This window comes from Steroidobacter flavus, from assembly GCF_042651805.1.
GTDB classification, from domain to species: domain Bacteria; phylum Pseudomonadota; class Gammaproteobacteria; order Steroidobacterales; family Steroidobacteraceae; genus Steroidobacter; species Steroidobacter flavus.
The window spans coordinates 2,280,127-2,298,157 of the sequence record NZ_JBHSDU010000015.1; the positions used below are offsets into that span (position 1 = coordinate 2,280,127).

18 protein-coding genes are annotated in these 18,031 nt (G+C 62.7%); 1 reads left to right on the forward strand and 17 read right to left on the reverse strand.

Annotation, left to right across the window (positions count from 1 at the left end; genetic code table 11):
• Position 1: 1 nt before the first annotated feature.
• From ACFPN2_RS36890 to ACFPN2_RS36970, 17 genes are all read right to left on the reverse strand, one after another.
• Positions 2 to 1,315 carry a protein kinase domain-containing protein gene (locus ACFPN2_RS36890; RefSeq protein WP_380606101.1) on the reverse strand — a complete coding sequence of 438 codons (1,314 nt, stop codon included), beginning with the start codon at positions 1,313 to 1,315 and terminating at the stop codon, positions 2 to 4.
• Between the two features lie 15 nt (positions 1,316 to 1,330).
• Entirely contained in the window at positions 1,331 to 1,819 is a 489-nt protein-coding gene (locus ACFPN2_RS36895) for a phosphatidylglycerophosphatase A family protein (protein ID WP_380606103.1), read from the reverse strand.
• A complete protein-coding gene (gene thiL, locus ACFPN2_RS36900; protein WP_380606105.1) occupies positions 1,820 to 2,779 on the reverse strand; it encodes a thiamine-phosphate kinase in 960 nt (319 codons plus the stop codon).
• 150 nt (positions 2,780 to 2,929) lie between these two features.
• Positions 2,930 to 3,388 carry a transcription antitermination factor NusB gene (gene nusB, locus ACFPN2_RS36905; protein WP_380606107.1) on the reverse strand — a complete coding sequence of 153 codons (459 nt, stop codon included), beginning with the start codon at positions 3,386 to 3,388 and terminating at the stop codon, positions 2,930 to 2,932.
• On the reverse strand, positions 3,388 to 3,864 hold the full coding sequence (gene ribH, locus ACFPN2_RS36910; RefSeq protein WP_380606109.1) for a 6,7-dimethyl-8-ribityllumazine synthase: 477 nt from the start codon (positions 3,862 to 3,864) through the stop codon (positions 3,388 to 3,390). The genes nusB and ribH overlap by 1 nt, the downstream gene beginning before the upstream one ends.
• 109 nt (positions 3,865 to 3,973) lie before the next feature.
• Positions 3,974 to 5,080: a bifunctional 3,4-dihydroxy-2-butanone-4-phosphate synthase/GTP cyclohydrolase II gene (gene ribBA, locus ACFPN2_RS36915; RefSeq protein ID WP_380606111.1), complete on the reverse strand. Its 1,107-nt coding sequence runs from the start codon at positions 5,078 to 5,080 to the stop codon at positions 3,974 to 3,976.
• A gap of 20 nt (positions 5,081 to 5,100) precedes the next feature.
• Positions 5,101 to 5,694 carry a riboflavin synthase gene (locus ACFPN2_RS36920; RefSeq protein ID WP_380606113.1) on the reverse strand — a complete coding sequence of 198 codons (594 nt, stop codon included), beginning with the start codon at positions 5,692 to 5,694 and terminating at the stop codon, positions 5,101 to 5,103.
• 124 nt (positions 5,695 to 5,818) lie between these two features.
• Positions 5,819 to 7,057 carry a bifunctional diaminohydroxyphosphoribosylaminopyrimidine deaminase/5-amino-6-(5-phosphoribosylamino)uracil reductase RibD gene (gene ribD / locus ACFPN2_RS36925; protein WP_380606115.1) on the reverse strand — a complete coding sequence of 413 codons (1,239 nt, stop codon included), beginning with the start codon at positions 7,055 to 7,057 and terminating at the stop codon, positions 5,819 to 5,821.
• A 2-nt stretch (positions 7,058 to 7,059) separates the two neighbouring features.
• Complete coding sequence (nrdR, locus tag ACFPN2_RS36930) at positions 7,060 to 7,569, reverse strand: transcriptional regulator NrdR (RefSeq protein WP_380606117.1); 510 nt, start codon at positions 7,567 to 7,569, stop codon at positions 7,060 to 7,062.
• A gap of 144 nt (positions 7,570 to 7,713) precedes the next feature.
• Complete coding sequence (glyA, locus tag ACFPN2_RS36935) at positions 7,714 to 8,970, reverse strand: serine hydroxymethyltransferase (RefSeq protein WP_380606119.1); 1,257 nt, start codon at positions 8,968 to 8,970, stop codon at positions 7,714 to 7,716.
• A gap of 186 nt (positions 8,971 to 9,156) precedes the next feature.
• Complete coding sequence (locus tag ACFPN2_RS36940) at positions 9,157 to 10,149, reverse strand: acetoin utilization protein AcuC (protein WP_380606121.1); 993 nt, start codon at positions 10,147 to 10,149, stop codon at positions 9,157 to 9,159.
• Positions 10,150 to 10,227: 78 nt separating this feature from the next.
• Positions 10,228 to 10,545, reverse strand: a complete 318-nt coding sequence (gene mnhG / locus ACFPN2_RS36945) for a monovalent cation/H(+) antiporter subunit G (RefSeq protein WP_380606123.1) — start codon at positions 10,543 to 10,545, stop codon at positions 10,228 to 10,230.
• Positions 10,542 to 10,823 (reverse strand): K+/H+ antiporter subunit F, encoded by a 282-nt coding sequence (locus ACFPN2_RS36950; protein ID WP_380606125.1) that lies wholly within the window; start codon positions 10,821 to 10,823, stop codon positions 10,542 to 10,544. Before ACFPN2_RS36950 ends, mnhG begins: the two co-directional genes overlap by 4 nt.
• Positions 10,820 to 11,305 (reverse strand): Na+/H+ antiporter subunit E, encoded by a 486-nt coding sequence (locus ACFPN2_RS36955; protein ID WP_380606127.1) that lies wholly within the window; start codon positions 11,303 to 11,305, stop codon positions 10,820 to 10,822. The genes ACFPN2_RS36950 and ACFPN2_RS36955 overlap by 4 nt, the downstream gene beginning before the upstream one ends.
• Positions 11,302 to 12,927: a monovalent cation/H+ antiporter subunit D gene (locus ACFPN2_RS36960; RefSeq protein WP_380606129.1), complete on the reverse strand. Its 1,626-nt coding sequence runs from the start codon at positions 12,925 to 12,927 to the stop codon at positions 11,302 to 11,304. Before ACFPN2_RS36960 ends, ACFPN2_RS36955 begins: the two co-directional genes overlap by 4 nt.
• Positions 12,924 to 13,268, reverse strand: coding sequence for a Na+/H+ antiporter subunit C (locus ACFPN2_RS36965; RefSeq protein WP_380606131.1), 345 nt, complete (start codon positions 13,266 to 13,268; stop codon positions 12,924 to 12,926). The genes ACFPN2_RS36960 and ACFPN2_RS36965 overlap by 4 nt, the downstream gene beginning before the upstream one ends.
• Positions 13,268 to 16,168, reverse strand: a complete 2,901-nt coding sequence (locus ACFPN2_RS36970) for a monovalent cation/H+ antiporter subunit A (RefSeq protein ID WP_380606133.1) — start codon at positions 16,166 to 16,168, stop codon at positions 13,268 to 13,270. The genes ACFPN2_RS36965 and ACFPN2_RS36970 overlap by 1 nt, the downstream gene beginning before the upstream one ends.
• Before the next feature lie 150 nt (positions 16,169 to 16,318).
• Here ACFPN2_RS36970 and ettA point away from each other — a divergent pair, with 150 nt between their 5' ends.
• The gene (gene ettA / locus ACFPN2_RS36975) at positions 16,319 to 17,995 is read left to right on the forward strand and encodes an energy-dependent translational throttle protein EttA (RefSeq protein ID WP_380606135.1); all 1,677 of its coding nucleotides are present in this window, start codon (positions 16,319 to 16,321) and stop codon (positions 17,993 to 17,995) included.
• Positions 17,996 to 18,031: the final 36 nt, after the last annotated feature.

The window sequence follows — 18,031 nt, forward strand, 5'->3', positions numbered from 1 at the left end:
TTTAGCTGGCGCTCTGCAGTCGGCTGATCAAGCTACGCAGGAACACCTTGTTGAAACGCAGCTGGCACGCCGCTGAACTCTGCTCCAGCAACGTCGAGCTCACCTTCATCAACGTCACGCCCGTCAGCGCTTTGATGGTCGCGAGACGCTTCGCACCGCGAACGTAGCTGGTCTCACCGAAGCAATCGCCCGCTTCCAGTTGACCAACCACATTGCCCGCGCGCATCACCGCAACGCTGCCCGACACGATGACGTAGAAGCGATCGTCCATCTCGCCTTCTTTGACGATCTCTTCACCCTGATCGTAGTCCTGCCACGTGCTCGCACGCAGCACCTCAAGAATCTCCGACTGCGAGAAGTCATGGAAGAACTTGAGCGTGCGCAGAATCGAAAACTGTTCCTGACGATCGAGCTTCGACGTCCCATCGCGCAGGACCTGGTGAACGCGCGTGAGATCAGCCGCCAGTTCCAGGCCGTTGCGATAACGCTTGGCTGGATCCTTCTGCAGCGCCTTGGCGATCGCCGTCTCCAGCACTTCTGGAATATCCGGGCGCAATGCATGGATCGGCTGCGCGGTGGCATACACGATCTGATGCAACAGTTTGGATAGATTGCCGCCGCGGAACGGACGGAAGCCGGTCAACATTTCGTACAGCACCGCACCGAGCGAATAAAGATCGGATCGGTTGGTGATCTCGAGCGACTGCACCTGCTCGGGCGACATATACGACGGGCTGCCCGCGATGCCTTCGATGCGCGAAATATCCGAATCAGCGACCAGCGCGATACCGAAGTCGATGATGCGCACGTCGTTCGCCTGCGTGAGCATGATGTTCGACGGCTTGATGTCGCGATGAATGACGCCGCGGCTGTGCGCGTAGTGCAGCGCCTTGGCGCACTTGTACATGATCTCCACCACGTCATCGACGGGCAGCAGATTGTCCGGTTTGCAGTAAGCCGACAGCGTGCGGGCGCCGTGCACGTGCTCGGTGACGATGTAGTAGTGACCGTTTTCCTCGCCGGCGTCGAAGATCGGCAGGATGTTCGGATGTTGAAGCATACCGACCATGTGCGCTTCGGAAAGGAACATCTTGCGCGTGACCCGGGCGCGGTCTTCGTCGTGCGACTCGAGGTTGTAGACCTTGATCGCGACGTCTCGCCGGTAGTACGGATCGTGAGAAAGATATACGACGCCGGTGCTGCCGCGACCGACTTCTTTGACGATGACATATTTCCCGATCTTCTCGGGAATGCGCTGTTCGCGTGTGGCGTTGCGCTGTGCCATCAGACCGCCCATCTCACTGCTCGGGCTCACTTCGGGCTCACTGGACTAGAAGAGGTGTCGTACCGCGAACAAAACCGCTGCCGCGAAAATGCCCGCAATAACGTCATCAAGCATAATTCCCAGCCCCCCGGAGAGACTGTGATCAGCCACACGGATCGGCCAGGGCTTCCAGATATCGAACAACCGAAACAAAGCAAAACCGGCGACTACCGAGTAAAGATTGGCAGGCACCGTCAACAGGGTGACGGCGAGGCCGGTGATCTCATCCCATACGATACCAGGATGATCGTGCACGCCGAGCCGCTTCGCGCTCTCGCCGCACACGTAGATGCCGAAGATAGCGGCCAGGACGGCGAAAGCTAGATGCACGGCAAAGCCGAACTGCATCACAAAAAGCACGATTGGGATTGCGATCAAGGTGCCGAACGTGCCCGGCGCCCAGGGACTCAGGCCGCTGCCGAAGCCGAAGGCGACCAGATGCACGGGGTCGCGCATCAGCGCGGGGTCCGCGCTCCATTTCATGGCTTTGATCATTTATTGGCCCGCCGCGAAATGATCGTAACCGGCACGTTTGATCCTGAACGGCTGACCGTTCCGCAGGCACACCACATCCGTATCCGCCGTAATGACGCCGATTTGCGTCACCCGTTGCTGAAGCTGCAACGAGCTCACCACCGCGGCAGCACGATCGGCCGGCAAGGTGAACAACAGCTCATAGTCGTCGCCACCGGCGAGCGCGTACTGCAATCCATCGTCTGCTTCGAACAGCTCGCGCATGGCGGCGGACTCAGGCAACAAATCGACATTCAGCTGCGCGCCGACACCGCTCGCCGCACACAGTTTCTTCAGATCCGTCAGCAGACCATCGGAAACATCCATGGCTGCTGTGGCTACCGTTCGCAACTGTCGGCCCAGTTCGATTCGCGGCCGCGGCCGAAGGAAACGATGCGTGAGAAAGGCAGCAGGCTCGCCGCCCAGGATACGTCGCTGAATCACCGCCAGACCGGCGGCCGCCTCGCCTGGAATGCCAGAGACAAATAACAAATCGCCCGGCTTGGCGCCCGAACGCGTGAGCCACGCATCGGACTCAACCCAGCCCGCGATTTGCACCGTGATCACCAGCGGCCCGCGCACCGTATCGCCCCCGACGAGCGCGACGTTGTATTCATCCGCCAGCTCGAACAGCCCGCTCGCAAAGCCATCGAGCCATTGCTCGTTCGCGCGCGACAGCGAGAGAGACAAAGTCATCCAGGCAGGCTCAGCGCCCATGGCGGCGAGGTCGCTGAGATTCACCGCGAGGGCGCGATAGCCGATGTCAGCCGCATCGGTCTCGACAGGAAAATGAACGCCCTCGACGACGGTGTCCATCGCGACCACGAGCTTGCGGCCCGCGTGCGTATCGAGCACAGCCGCATCGTCGCCGACGCCGAGCAATACATCACCCCGCCCGCTCTGACGAGCGAAATACCGGGCGATGATGTCGAACTCTCCCATGCTCCCCACCCAATCCCTACTCTTCAACTACATCAGCTGCGCTCAGCGAAGCATTTCGATCAGTTGCAGACTAGCCGAAGTCAGGGAAGTCGACGAATCCGAGCTTCCGTAGGCTCATGAGGAAAGAGTAGCCTCAGTTCGTAACGGCGGCTATTGCCGTTCGGCGGCGCGAAGCTCGCGAGCGGCCCGGTCGAGCACGGCGTTGATGTACTTGTGCGCGTCGGTGGCGCCGAAGCGCTTGCACAGATCGACGCCCTCGTTGATCACGACCCGATAAGGAATATCGAGACGATTCTTCAGCTCGTACATGCCGACCATCAGGATCGCGGCCTCGACCGGATCGAGCTGCTCCAGCGGACGATCGACGAACGGCTTCAGCGCCGTGGTGATCTCGTCATGGCGCTCGATGACCTGGGTCAGCAGCTCGACGAAATGATCCTCGTCGACGCCCGCCGAGTCGTCGCTCTCCAGATACTGCTGCTTGATCTCGACCGCCGTCTGTTGCGTCAACTGCCATTGATACAACGCCTGCATCGCCAGCTTGCGCGCGAGCGAGCGTGCGCGAGAGCCGGTGCCACGGGGGATTTCTTTGGGAGCCTCGTCAGTCATCAAGCTTCGATCTTACGCAACAGATTGGCGAGCTCGATCGCAGTCACCGCTGCATCGCTACCTTTGTTCCCTGCCTTGGTGCCCGCGCGCTCGATCGCCTGTTCGATAGTGTCCGTCGTGAGCACGCCGAACGAGACCGGAACGCCGGTGTCGTTGGCGACCCGACCGAGGCCGCCGGCGCATTCGCCTGCGACATAATCGAAATGCGCGGTGGCGCCCTTGATCACCGCGCCGAGCGCGATGATGGCGTCATAGCGCTTGCTCAGCGCCAGCTTGCGGGCCACGACCGGCAGGTCGAACGCGCCAGGGGCGCGCACGATTTCGATCTGCTTGTCGCTGGCGCCATGCCGGCGCAACGAGTCGACCGCGCCCTTCACCAGCTGATCGACGATGAACTCATTGAAGCGCGACGCCAGGATGGCAAACCGCAGCTCGCGACATTGCAGGTCGCCTTCGAGGGTCTTGATGGAATCCATGGGAATAAGCAGGCAATAGCCGCGGGACGGGGGGCGAAGTATACGGAAATAGGCCACCCGGGCCTAGGACGCCCCTGGCCCCTCTTTCCGCAAGCCGCGCCGCCTGAGCTCAGCCGTGCACGTACTCGACCACTTCCAGGTCGAAGCCCGACAGGCCCTGCATCTGCTTGGGCGCCGACAGCACCCGCATCCGGCTCACGCCCAGATCGCGCAGGATCTGCGCACCAATGCCGTAGGTTCGGAGCACTTCCGGACCGACCCGGCGCGGTGCCTGGGCCGCTTCCGTCTGGGTGATGGCCTGCACGGCATCCATCAGATCGCGCGGCGTCTCGTCGGGCCGCAGGATCACGATCACACCGTTGCCTTCTTTGGCCACGCGCGCCATGGCCGAGCGCAGCGGCCAGCCGAGCGCGGGCTCGTGGATGCCGACCACATCGCCCAGCGTGTTCTTCAAATGCACGCGCACCAGCGGCGGCTTGTCGTTGGACAACTCACCTGCCACCAGCGCCAGGTGCACGGTGCGATTCACATGATCTTCGTAGCAGAACATCCGGAACGCGCCGAACTCGGTCTGCACCTGCTGCTCGGAGATGCGCTCCACCGAACGTTCCTTGTCCAGGCGATAACGGATCAGGTCGGCGATGGTGCCGATCTTGAGGTTGTGCTGTTTGGCGAACTTCTCCAGGTCCGGCCGGCGCGCCATGGTGCCGTCGTCATTCAAGATCTCGACAATGGCGGCCGCCGGCTCGACCCCGGCCAGACGCGTCAGGTCACAACCCGCTTCGGTGTGACCGGCGCGCGTGAGCACTCCGCCGAGCTGCGCCATGATCGGAAAGATGTGACCGGGCTGACGCAGATCTTCCGGCTTCGCGTCTTTACGCACGGCCGCGCGAATCGTCGCGGCCCGATCGTGGGCCGAGATACCGGTCGTCACGCCTTCCGCCGCTTCGATGGACAAGGTGAAGTTGGTGCGATGGTCGATGTGAGTCTCGCTCACCATCAACGGCAGGCGCAGTTGTTTGCAACGCTCGCGAGTCAAGGTGAGGCAGATCAGGCCGCGCGCATAGCGCACCATGAAGTTCACATCCTCGGGACGGACGAACTCGCCCGCCATCACCAGGTCGCCTTCGTTCTCACGATCCTCATCGTCCATGATGATGACCATCTTGCCGGCGCGGATGTCGGCGAGAATCTCATCGATAGAGTTCAGCTTCATGCGAGTCTCGACCTATCAAATCAAAGGGGGGCGTTCAGTCGTTCGAGGTAGCGCGCGATGATATCCACCTCGAAGTTCACGCGCGTGCCGACGCGGTACTCGTTCAAGGTGGTGACTTCGAGCGTATGAGGAATCAGGTTGACGGAGAATTTCGCGCCGTCCACGTCGTTCACGGTGAGGCTCACACCGTCGATACAAACAGAGCCCTTGCGAGCGATGTATTTAGCGAGCGGTGCCGGCACTTCGAACTGCACGCGGATCGAGCGCGCATCGTTGACTCGCTCGGTGACGGTCGCGATGCCATCGACGTGGCCGGTGACATAGTGACCGCCGAGCGGCTGACCGGCACACAATGCTTTTTCCAGATTGAGCTTCTGGCCGGCGCGCCATTGGCCGAGCGTGGTCACGTTCAATGTTTCCAACGAGGCGTCCGCGGCGAAGGCGTCGCCTTCGATGCGAGTCACGGTCAGACAGCAGCCGCCGCAGCTGATGCTGTCGCCGAGGGCGACGGTTTTCAAATCGAGCCCAGGCGCGCCGATCAGCAACTCAACATCTCCGCCCCGCGAGGTGACGGCGCGGACTTCGCCAACCGATTGAACGATGCCAGTAAACATTTCGACCCTATCGCACGATACGAACACAACCATCGAAAAACGCGAATGACCTGGGGTCCTCGCGCTTCACCGTAGACTGGACAAATCTGGCGAGGATTTCGAGCCGGGCGCTGATAAAAAAAGACTATGAGGCGTCCCGGCGCCGCAGAATCAATCGCACGTCGTCACCGATCCGGTCGACGGCGTGCATTGTATAGCGTTGGGCCTGATCCAGCGCCTGCAATGCAGGCAGATTCGCCATGGTCCGCGCGTCCGGCCCGAGCAGCACCGGCGCGACGTAGGCGATTATCTCGTCCGCCAGACCCAGCTCGATGATTCGCCCGACCAGCGTCGGCCCCGCTTCGACCAGCACGTCGTTGCACATCCGTCGCCCCAATTCGTCCATCACGAACCCGAGGTCGATGCGACCGTCCGCATCCACCGCCGCCACAACCACTTCTGCGCCCACCGCGCGCAACTGATCAGCCGCGCTCGCCGGACCGCCTTCGGCCGCGCCTGCGCTCCGCGCGGCGCTGACTTCAGATATGGCTTGGCTGCTCGGCGGCGCGCCTGGCGCAGCCGCCGGCGTCGGGCCGGCAACTCCCAGGCTGTTTGATGGGACATTCAACGCCGCAGCGGTAAACACAATCGTTTGCCCCGCCAACTTCAGCATCGCCGCGCTGGGCGGCATGCGCAGCTTGCTATCGAGCACAACTCTCAGAGGCTGGCGGCCGAGCATATCGATCGACGGGTCGCGGACATTCAACTGCGGATCATCCGCCAGCACCGTATCAATGCCCGTCATCACCGCGCTCATCCTCGATCGCAGACGCTGCACGTCCTCGCGAGCGGCCGCGCCAGTAATCCATTTGCTCTGGCCGTTCGCGAGCGCAATCCGCCCATCCAGGCTGATCGCGGTTTTCACAATCACACGCGGCCGCCCAGTAACCATTCGTTTCTCGAAGCCGAGATTCAGCTCACCACACGCAGCGGCCAGCAATCCAACTTGCACTTCAACACCCGCGGCCTCGAGCTGACGCACGCCATCGCCACTGACTTTGGGATTTGCATCGAGCACACCAATCACAACTCGACGAACACCAGCCCGAATCAACGCATCCGTGCACGGCGGCGTGCGCCCCTGATAGGAATGCGGCTCGAGCGTGACATAGACCGTCGCGCCCTGGGTCTGCGCGCCCGCAGCTTGCAAAGCCAAAGGCTCCGCGTGTGGCTCGCCCCACTTGCGATGCCAGCCCTCGCCGACGATCTGCTCGCCTTGAGTAACGATGCAACCGACGCAGGGATTGGGCTGAGTGGTGTGACGACCGAGCGCAGCGAGCTCAACAGCCCGCAGCATCATTCGCTCGTCGAAAGCAGAGAACACGGCTATTTCTTCTTGGCGTCGCCGCCGGTCCACAACGGCAACTGCCCTTCGGTATCGCGAACTTTCGCCCGCATGCGCTCGATCTCTTCGCGAAACGCATCCACGTCTTGAAAGCTGCGATACACGGAAGCGAAGCGCACGTAGGCGACTTCATCCAGCGAGTGCAGCTCTTCCATGGCCATCTCACCGACCTGTCGCGCAGCCACTTCACGCTCGCCGAGCGCACGCAGCTTGTGACAGATGTGCACGACGGCAGCATCCAGCGCCTCGCTCGACACCGGCCGCTTTTCCAAGGCCTTGAGCAGACTGTTGCGCAGCTTCTGCTCGTCGAAAGGCGCGCGACTACCGTCGCTCTTGATGATGCGAGGCATGACCAGCTCGGCGGTCTCGAAGGTCGTGAAGCGCTCGCCGCACTTCAAACATTCGCGGCGGCGGCGAATTTGCTGTCCTTCGCCCGCCAGCCGCGAATCGATGACCTTTGTTTCTTCGTGATTACAGAACGGACAATGCATGGCTGATTAAAACTCGGGATCGGGCATCCTGCCACGACCCTCGTGCGAGCCGGCAAAAGGCGCGACTTTTGCCGCTCGCTCGCCGCCTGTGGCGGCGGGATACTTCCATGTATCCAGGGTAGTCCGCTTTGAGCTCACATCGACCTATCGCGCGTAGACCGGGAACTTACGGCAGATCTCTTCCACCTTGGCCCGCGTCCGGTTGACCGCCGCCTCACCGCCATTCTCGTCGAGAATGTCGGCGATCCAGTTCGCCACCTCGGTCACTTCCGCTTCCTTGAAGCCGCGAGTGGTCGAGGCCGGCGTGCCGATGCGCAGACCGCTGGTGACAAACGGCGAGCGAGGATCGTTCGGCACGGCGTTCTTGTTCACGGTGATGTGAGCACGACCCAGCGCCGCGTCCGCATCCTTACCCGTGATGTCACGGCCGATCAGATCCAGCAGGAACAGATGATTGTCCGTGCCGCCGGACACGACCTTGTAGTTGCGCTTGATGAAAGCGGCAGCCATGGCACGCGCGTTGGCGACGACCTGCTTCTGATAAGTCACGAACTCAGGCTGCAGCGCCTCGAGCAGCGCCACCGCCTTGGCGGCGATCACGTGCATCAGCGGGCCGCCCTGCGTGCCCGGGAACACCAGCGAGTTGAGCTTCTTCTGAATCTCTTCGTTCTCACGCGCCAGGATCAGGCCGCCACGCGGGCCGCGCAGCGTCTTGTGCGTCGTCGTGGTCGTCACGTCCGCGATGCCCACCGGGCTCGGATACACGCCGGCCGCGACCAGGCCCGCCACATGCGCCATATCGACCAGGAAATACGCGCCGACGCTATCGGCGATCTTGCGGAAACGTTCCCAATCGATGACGCGCGAGTACGCCGAGAACCCGGCGATGACCAGACGCGGACGATGTTCCTGCGCCAGACGCTCGGCCTGGTCGTAGTCGATTTCGCCGGTCGCCGGATTCAGGCCGTACTGCACGGCTTTGAACAGCTTGCCCGAGAAATTCACCTTGGCGCCGTGCGTCAGGTGACCGCCATGATCCAGGCTCATGCCCATGATGGTGTCGCCCGGATTGATCAGCGCCAGATAGGCGGCGGCATTGGCCTGCGAGCCGGAGTGCGGCTGCACGTTGGCATAGGCGGCGCCGAACAGTTTCTTGGCGCGATCGATGGCCAGCTGCTCGGCCACGTCGACGTGCTCGCAACCGCCGTAATAACGCTTACCCGGATAGCCTTCGGCGTACTTGTTCGTCAGCACCGAGCCCTGGGCTTCGAGCACGCGCGGGCTGGCGTAGTTTTCCGACGCGATCAGCTCGATGTGGGCTTCCTGACGGGCACGCTCAGCGTCGAGCGCGACCTGCAACTCCGGGTCGAAACCGGCAATGTTGGCGTTGGCGGGGAACATGGATACCTCGGCAGTGGGGGCGCCGATTGTACGGGAAAGCGGCTGTTCTGTCGGGATAACAGGCCCTCAATCGCCGTACGGCTCGGACGAGACATCGCCGCAGCTCCGTTCCGAGCCGTACGGCTCGGACGAGATATCGCCTGCAGCTCCGTTCCGAGCCGTACGGCGATTGAGGGCCTCCGGAACTTAGGACGCTTCCCGGTGCGCCAGTTCCCGCTGCTCCTCAGCATCCAGGAAGGACTCGACCACGCGGGTCCAGGCCCGGGCCAGATTGCGGCGGTTATAGCCCCCGCCGCCCATGGCCACCACGCGGCCATGGCCGAGCTGGTCGGCGATAGCGCACAGCCGGGCCGCCGCATGGGCATGCGCCGACTCGCTGAAGCGCAGATGGGTAATTGGATCTCCTGACAGGCTATCCGCGCCGCACTGGAGCAGGATGAACTCGGGCTGGCCGGCCAGCAGATACTCTTCGATGCGAGCCCAGGCCTGGTGATATTCGTCGTCGTCCGCGCCCGGCGGCAGCGGAATATTGAGCTTGGTGCCACGCGCCGGCCCGGCCCCGGTCTCGTTCGCATGGCCGGTGCCGGGATAGAGATAGCGGCCGTCCTCGTGCATGTCGGCGAACAGCAGATCCGCATCGTCCTCGAACGCATAGAAGACGCCGTCGCCGTGATGGGCGTCGATGTCCACGTACGCGACGCGCTTCAGCTGATGCCGTTGCCGTAAATAATGGACAGCGATGCCGCAGTCATTGAACACGCAGAATCCGGCAGCCCGCTCGGGCGCCGCGTGATGCAGACCGGCGATGGGAATGAAGGCCCGCCGCGCTTTGCCGCTCATGACGGCTTCGACCGCCGTCAATGTGCCGCCGACCACATGGCTGGCCGCCTCGAAAACGCCGCGGAATGCCGGGGTATCGCCGGCATCCAGATAACCGTGGCCGGTGACGGATCGATCGCGCACCAGGTCCACATAGGCCGGCGCATGAAACCATTCGAGCTCTTCGCGGGTGGCAGGCCGGGCGCTGCCACGAAGCACTCGTCCGTCCATGCCGCACTCGTGCAACTCACGCATGAACGCTTCGTGCCGATCGGTCCCGAACGGGTGGCCGTCGCCGAATCCATAGCGGGCGATTTCGTCGCCGGAGACGAGCAGGACGCTGCGGCTGGACTCAGTCACGGCGAAGACTCCCGGCTACGAACATCGATGCCACGCAAAGAGACGGATGCCGCACTGTACCCGGAACGTGAGGGCAAATCACTGCTTCGGCGGCTTGGTTCTTCTGATCGCGGCCTGCATCAGCACGATGGCGGTAATGGGCGCGGTCACCACCACGAACAGGGTAATCAACAGTTCATGAATGACCGGCCGGTGCGCCACCGCTGAAGCGATCAGCATCGACGCCACCAGCACGCAGCCCACGCCGAGCGTGTTGCCCATGGAAACGCTGTGAATGCGCATGAAGAAGTTCGGCAGCCGTAACAGGCCAATCGAGCCCACGAGCGTCAGCAACCCGCCGACGATCAGCAGCAGCGTGGCCGGCAATGCGACCCAGGCTGGAATATCCGGCATCATGGCTCGATCACCTCGCCTCGATAGAGAAACATCGCCAACGACGCCGAGCCGACGAACCCGAACAGCGCAATCAGCATGGCGACCTCGAAGTGCACCGCCGAGGTCCAGCGCACACCGAACAACAGCAGCGTCAACATGCCGTTGATATAAAGCGTGTCGAGCGCGAGCACTCGATCCTGCGCGGTCGGCCCTCGCATCATGGCGATTGCGGCATTCACCATCGCCAGCGCGAAACACAACTGCGCGAACCACACCGCCGCGTGCAGTACTGTGTTCATTCGAAGATCTCCCGAAGCGGCCGCTCATAGCGCTGTTTGATCGTGCGAATCCACTCCTCCGGATCCTGCAGATCCAGTACGTGCAATCTCAGCATCGATGAGTCATCGGCCAGCCCCGACCAGACAGTGCCCGGCGTCGCTGTCACGATCATCGCGAGCACGGCCAGCCCGTGCGGATCGCGCATATCCAGCGGAATGTCGAGAAAGCCGCTTCTCACTTCGCGCCCGCCCGTCAGCCCGAGCACGATGCGCCCCACGGCGAGATTGGATTTGACGATGTCCACCAGCACCTTGAACACCAATCCGAACGCAACGTGCACACGCCCGAGACGCGGCCGGACCGGCCGCAGCTTCTGAAAGCTCAGCACCATGCCGAAGCCCACCACCAGGCCGAGCACGACGTTGCCCAAGCTCAGCGTCTCGGTGAGCACCAGCCACAGCACCGTCAGACCCAGCGGCAACAACACGGGGATGCGCATCATGGCAGCACCTCTCGGGTCGGCAGAACCGCGCGAATATAAGCGTTCGGCTCATGCAGCCATTCCGCCGCGAGATCGAGATAGGACATCACGGGGCCGGCCATGACGGTCATCGCGACGCATATCAGGATCAGGAACGCGACCGGCATGGCCTCGATGAAGCGCAATCGCGGAGTCGTGGCTGCCGTCGACCAGAAGCTGCGCATGCCGCGCTTGGTCAAGGCAAACAATCCGGCGAAGCCGGCCGCGAGCAAAGAAACAATCAACAACCAGGCATCCAGGGACGATTGCTCCATGGCCGCGCCGAGCAACGCCGAGATCATCGAGAACTTCGCGATGAACCCCACCAGCGGCGGCAGACCGGTCGTGAGAATCGTGCAACTCACAAACGCCATGCCGAGAAACGCCAGCGCCGCCGGAATCGCAACGCCGACTTCGTCGAGTTCGTTGTCGCCTACTTCATGCGGATCGCCCGCCATGAAGGCCGTGTACGTCGTCGGCTGCGGCGCCATCGTCTCGGTGACGGCATTGACGCGCAGTCGCTCGCTCATGCCGGCGATCAGAAAGAACGCCGTGCCCGCCGGCACCGATGCAATCAGATACAACAGCACAGGCGCGACCGCCGTCGTCACGCCGAGCGCGACCACCGCAAGCAACGTCCCGGAAGAAACAATCACCGAGAACGCGACCAGACGCGTCAGCTGTTTCGCCGCCAGCATGCCGACGATGCCGAACCACATCGTCGCGACCGTCCCGTAGAACAACCAGGGCCCGGCAAAGGGCGCCGGCGTCTCAGGAACGGACAGCAGCGAGCCCATACGTAACAGCGAATACACTCCGACCTTGGTCATGATCGCGAACATCGCCGCGACCGGCGGGCTGGCAGCGGTATAGGTCGTGGGCAGCCAGAAGTTGAGCGGCCAGATGCCGGCCTTGATCAGAAACGCGATGCCGAGAATGCCGACGCCCGCTTCGAACAAGCTGCGATCGCCGGGCGCCATGGCGGCCCATTGCACGCCGAGATCCGCCATGTTCAACGTGCCGGCGACACCGTAGATCAATGCCACGCCGATGAGGAATATCAGCGAGCCCGTCAGGTTCACCGCGACGTAGTGCAAGCCGGCTCTCACGCGCACGACATTCGAGCCGTGCAACAGCAGACCGTATGAAGCCGACAGTAGGATCTCGAAGAACACAAACAGGTTGAACAGATCGCCGGTGAGAAATGCGCCGTTCAAGCCCATGAACAGGAACTGCAGCATCGAGTGGTAATGCACCCCGATACGATCCCAACCCGCCAGCGAATAGACGTGCACGGCCAACGCGATGATCGCGTTCAGCGCCAGCATCAACGCCGATAATCGGTCGACGACCAGCACGATGCCGTACGGCGCCACCCAGCCGCCCAGCGCGTACACCTCGACGCCGTGCTCGAGCAATCCAGGCTGCGGATAGATCAGCCGATACAACAGGTACGCGGCAATCGCGACTTGAGCCAGCGTCGTGAGCAACGCAATCGACGACCGTAGCAACGTGCGAGTCTGAGGCAGGAACAGCAGCAGCGCGCCGCTGATGAGCGGCAACACGATGGGCAGGACGGGCAGATGTCGCAGCAGCGTGCTCATTCGCCCTTCTCCACGCCGTCGACGTGGTCGGTGCCGGTGAAGCCGCGCGAGGCGATCAACATCACCAGGAACAACGCCGTGGTCGCGAACCCGATGACGATGGCGGTCAACACCAGCGCTTGCGGGATGGGATCGTCATACAGCGACGCGTCGGCCACCACGTTGGGATCGATCAGCGGCGGCCGGTCGAGCGTCAGCCGTCCCATCGCGAAAATAAACAAGTTGGTCGCATAGGACAGCAGCGCGAGACCGAGAATCACCTGGAAGGTACGCGGCCGTAGCAGCAGCCACACGCCGCAAGCGAAGAAGATTCCAATGGCGAGGGAATAAATCAGCTCCATCAGCGAACCATCCTAATGCTGGTCATTTCCTCGGCCTCGGCCGCGCGGCGATGACTGCGCAGCGACTGATGCGCCAACGCAATCAACATGAGAGTCGTCGTGCCCACGACGAGCAGATACACGCCGAGATCGAATACCAACACGCTCGACAGATGCAGCTTGCCCAACAACGGCAGCTTGGGTTCCCAAACAATCGCAGACATGAACGGCAACGAAGCGAACCACGCGAGGCAGCCGGCGCCGGCCGCGCACAGCAAGCCGCCGGCGATCCAGTACTGCGGATGAATGCGCAGACGCGACTCCACCCACAACGTGCCGTTGACCAGGTACTGCGCAATGAATCCCGTCGCCATCACCAGACCGCCGACGAATCCGCCGCCGGGTGCGTTGTGACCTCGTAACAGAAAGAACACCGACACCACGCCGGCCATCGGTAACAACAATCGCCCGATGATCGCCGGCACCAGCATCACGCCCTTCGGCACAGGATCGCGCGGATCGGGCAGCTCGCGCGCCGGATCGCGTTTATCCGCTGACGTCGTCACGACCTCCGGCGCCGGTCGGAATCGGCGTAACAACTTATAGATCGTCAGCGCGACGATGCCGAGCACCGTGATCTCGCCGAACGTATCGAAGCCACGGAAATCGACCAGGATCACGTTGACGATGTTGTGCCCACCGCCGCCCGGCAACGTGTTTTTCACGATGAAATCGCGAATGCCCGGGCCCGCCGGCTTGGTGAGCACCACGTAAGCCAGCACAGCCATGCCGATGCCCGCAACGATGGCCAGAGTGGCATCGCGAACGCGACGCGCTCGTGCACGCACTGAGTCCCGATTCTGCAACTCCAGCGGCATTCGTTTCGGCATCCAGCGCAATCCGAGCAGCAACAATACGGTCGTCACGACTTCGACGCTCACTTGGGTCAGCGCCAGATCGGGCGCGGAGAACCACGCGAACGTGAGCGATGTGACCAGACCGGCGCAGCCGACCATGATCAATGCCGCGAGCCGATGGAACTTCGCCTGTAACGCCGCGCCGACCGCACACGCGGCGCCGACCAACCACAACAATGCGAAGGCCGGATCGATCTGCGTCAAGGCAGTGGTGGCATCGAAGCTTAATTGTCCCACCGTGGCGACCATCGCCGCGGCGATGACGGCGACCACGATCAATGCCAGCTGGGTCTGCAATCGCGTGGACGAGATGGCACGCACCAACATGCCCGCGGCGCGGATCATGCGGATCTGCACAATCGTAAATGCGCGCTTGCCATCGAAGCGGCGGAACAGCGGCGCCAACACACCTTCCGGATGACCGAGACGCGTCAGCCACGCGTGAATCGCCAAGCCGCCCATGAAGGCCGCCGCGCTCATCAGCAACGGTGTATTCAAGCCATGCCATACCTTGAGGCTGTACGCCGGCATGCGGCCATCGCTCAGAATCGCGCGAGTCGCAAGATCCAGCACCGGACCGATCGTGCGCGCGGGCAACATACCCACCAACAAACACAGCAACACCAGCGTCGCGCTGGGCAGGAGCATCCAACGCGTCGGCTCATGCGGTGTGCGAGGCAACTCTCCCGGCGCCGTGCCGAAGAACACCTGCCGAATGAAGCGGGCCGAGTACGCGACGCTGAACATGCCGGCCAGCGTCGCGGTCGCCGGCAACGTGATCCGCAACCACAAAGCTTCGCCTGCGAAGATGGTTTCCGCGAAGAACATTTCTTTCGACAGGAACCCGTTCAACAGCGGCACGCCCGCCATCGCAGCGGCAGCCACCATCGCGAGCGTCGCGGTAATCGGCATCGCGTGATACAGACCGCCGAGGCGTTTCAAATCGCGCGTGCCGGTCTCGTGATCCACGATGCCCGCCGCCATGAACAGCGACGCCTTGAAGGTCGCGTGGTTGAGCATGTGGAACACGGCCGCGACCAGCGCGAGCGTGCTGTTCATGCCCAGCAGCAGCGTGATGAGCCCGAGGTGACTGATCGTGGAGTACGCCAGCACGCCCTTCATATCGCGCTGGAAAGTCGCGGCGTATGCGCCGACCAGTAGCGATGCCAAGCCGGCACTGCAGACGATGGCAAACCAAAGATCGGTGCCCGACAGGATCGGCCACAGCCGGGCCAGCAGAAACACACCGGCTTTGACCATGGTCGCCGAGTGCAGGTACGCCGACACCGGCGTCGGCGCCGCCATCGCGCGCGGCAGCCAGAAGTGGAATGGAAACTGCGCGCTCTTGGTGAAAGCCCCGAGCAACGCCAGCGACAAGATCCACGGGTAAAGCTCATGCGCACGAACAGCATCAGCCGCCGCGATCACACGATCCAGGTCATAACTGCCCGCGATGTGACCCAACATCAGAACGGCAGCCAACAGGCACATGCCACCGGCCGCTGTCACGGTCAGCGCCATGCGCGCTCCGGCTCTCGCGTCGGTGCGGTGATACCAGTAAGCAATCAGCACGAACGAGGTGAAGCTGGTCAGTTCCCAGAACATCACCAGCTGGATCAGGTTGCCCGACAACACCACGCCGAGCATCGAGCCCATGAAGGCCAGCAGGAACGAGAAGAAGCGTGGCACCGGATCGGCGGGCGACATGTAGTAGCGCGCATAGACCACCACCAATGCGCCAATGACGGTCACCATCATGGCGAACATCCATGCGAAGCCGTCGAGGCGCAGCCCGAAGGTCAGTCCATATTGGGGCAGCCAGTCCACCGCGACCTGCACGACACGCCCCGCGACCATGTCCGGGTAGAACGTCGCCAGTATCGCCGCGCAGGAAATCGCGACCGCGCCCGCGAGCCAGGCTTCCACATTACGGGCGTTGGCCCGCAGGAGCGCCGCGCCCAGGGCGCCGACGAAGGGTAAGATCAATACGAGGTACAGCGTCATCGGGCCCAATGCTGCACGACTCTGCTCGATGTCGGTAGCCGCTTGGCGACAGTAGGTACGGTTTACCAGCTCGCTAAGCCGCAAATCCCTCGATACGCTGTATCATTCCGCCCCCTTTGCGCGCATTCGGCGCTCCGAGCCAGAGAGCTTATGGCCCAATTCATCTACACCATGAACCGCGTCTCCAAGGTGGTGCCGCCCAAGCGCATCATCCTGCGAGACATCTCCCTGTCCTTCTTTCCCGGCGCCAAGATCGGCGTGCTGGGCTTGAACGGCTCGGGTAAATCCTCGCTCCTGCGCATCATGGCGGGCGAAGACAAGGAGATCGACGGCGAGGCGCGCCCGCAGCCCGGCATCAAGATCGGCTTCTTGAAGCAGGAGCCGGGCCTGGATCCGAACAAGGACGTGCGCGGCAACGTGCTCGAAGGCGTCGGCGATGTGCAGTCGCTGATCGATCGCTTCAACGCGGTCAGCGACAAGTTCGCCGATCCGGAGCTGGATCCGGATGAAATGAACAAGCTGCTCGAAGAGCAGGCCAAGCTGCAGGACGCCATCGACGCCAAGGGCGGCTGGGAGCTGGAGCGCACGCTCGAAGTCGCCGCCGACGCCTTGCGTCTGCCGCCCTGGGACGCGGATGTGACCAAGATCTCCGGCGGCGAGCGCCGTCGCGTAGCGCTGTGCCGTCTGCTGCTGTCGAAGCCCGACATGCTGTTGCTCGACGAGCCCACCAACCACCTCGACGCCGAATCGGTGGCGTGGCTGGAACGTTTCCTCGAGCAGTATCCCGGCACCGTCATCGCGGTGACCCACGATCGTTACTTCCTCGACAACGTCGCCGGCTGGATCCTGGAACTGGACCGCGGCCACGGCATTCCCTGGCAGGGCAACTACTCCTCCTGGCTCGACCAGAAAGAGAAGCGCCTGGCCATGGAAGAGAAACAACAGGAAGGTCTGCGCAAGACCCTCGAGCGCGAATTGGAATGGGTGCGCTCGAATCCGAAGGCGCGTCAGGCCAAGAGCAAGGCCCGCATGCAGCGCTACGAGGAGCTGGCCTCGCAGGAATTCCAGAAGCGCAACGAAACCAACGAAATCTACATTCCGCCCGGCCCGCGCCTGGGCGAGCTGGTGATCGAAGCGAAGGGCTTGAAGAAAGGCTTCGGCGACCGCCTGCTGTTCGACAATCTGAGCTTCAACCTGCCGGCCGGCGGCATCGTCGGTGTGATCGGCCCGAACGGCGCCGGTAAGACCACCATGTTCCGCATGCTCACCGGCCAGGAAAAACCGGATGCCGGCGAGATCCGAATTGGTCCCTCAGTGCAGCTGGCCTACGTCGATCAATCGCGGCAGTCGCTCACCGACAGCAACACCGTATGGCAGGAGATCTCCGGCGGGCTCGACATGATCAGGGTCGGCAACTACGAAACCGCGTCGCGCGGCTACGTCGGTCGCTTCAACTTCCGTGGCACTCAGCAACAGCAGTTGATCGGCGAGCTGTCGGGCGGCGAGCGCAATCGCGTGCATCTGGCGAAGGTGCTCAAGAGCGGCGGCAACGTGCTGATGCTCGACGAGCCCACCAACGACCTGGACGTGGAAACGTTGCGTGCGCTGGAAGAAGCGCTGCTCGGCTTCCCGGGCTGCGCCATCGTGATCTCGCACGATCGCTGGTTCCTGGACCGTATCGCCACCCACATCCTGGCCTTCGAAGGCAACTCCGAAGTGGTCTGGTTCGAAGGCAATTACGCGGAATACGTCGAAGATTTCAAACGCCGTAAAGGCGACGATGCGGCCACCCCGCACCGTATTCGTTACAAGAAACTCGACGCGTGAGGCAGCTCGAATGATGGCAATGACAAGGATGGCGGC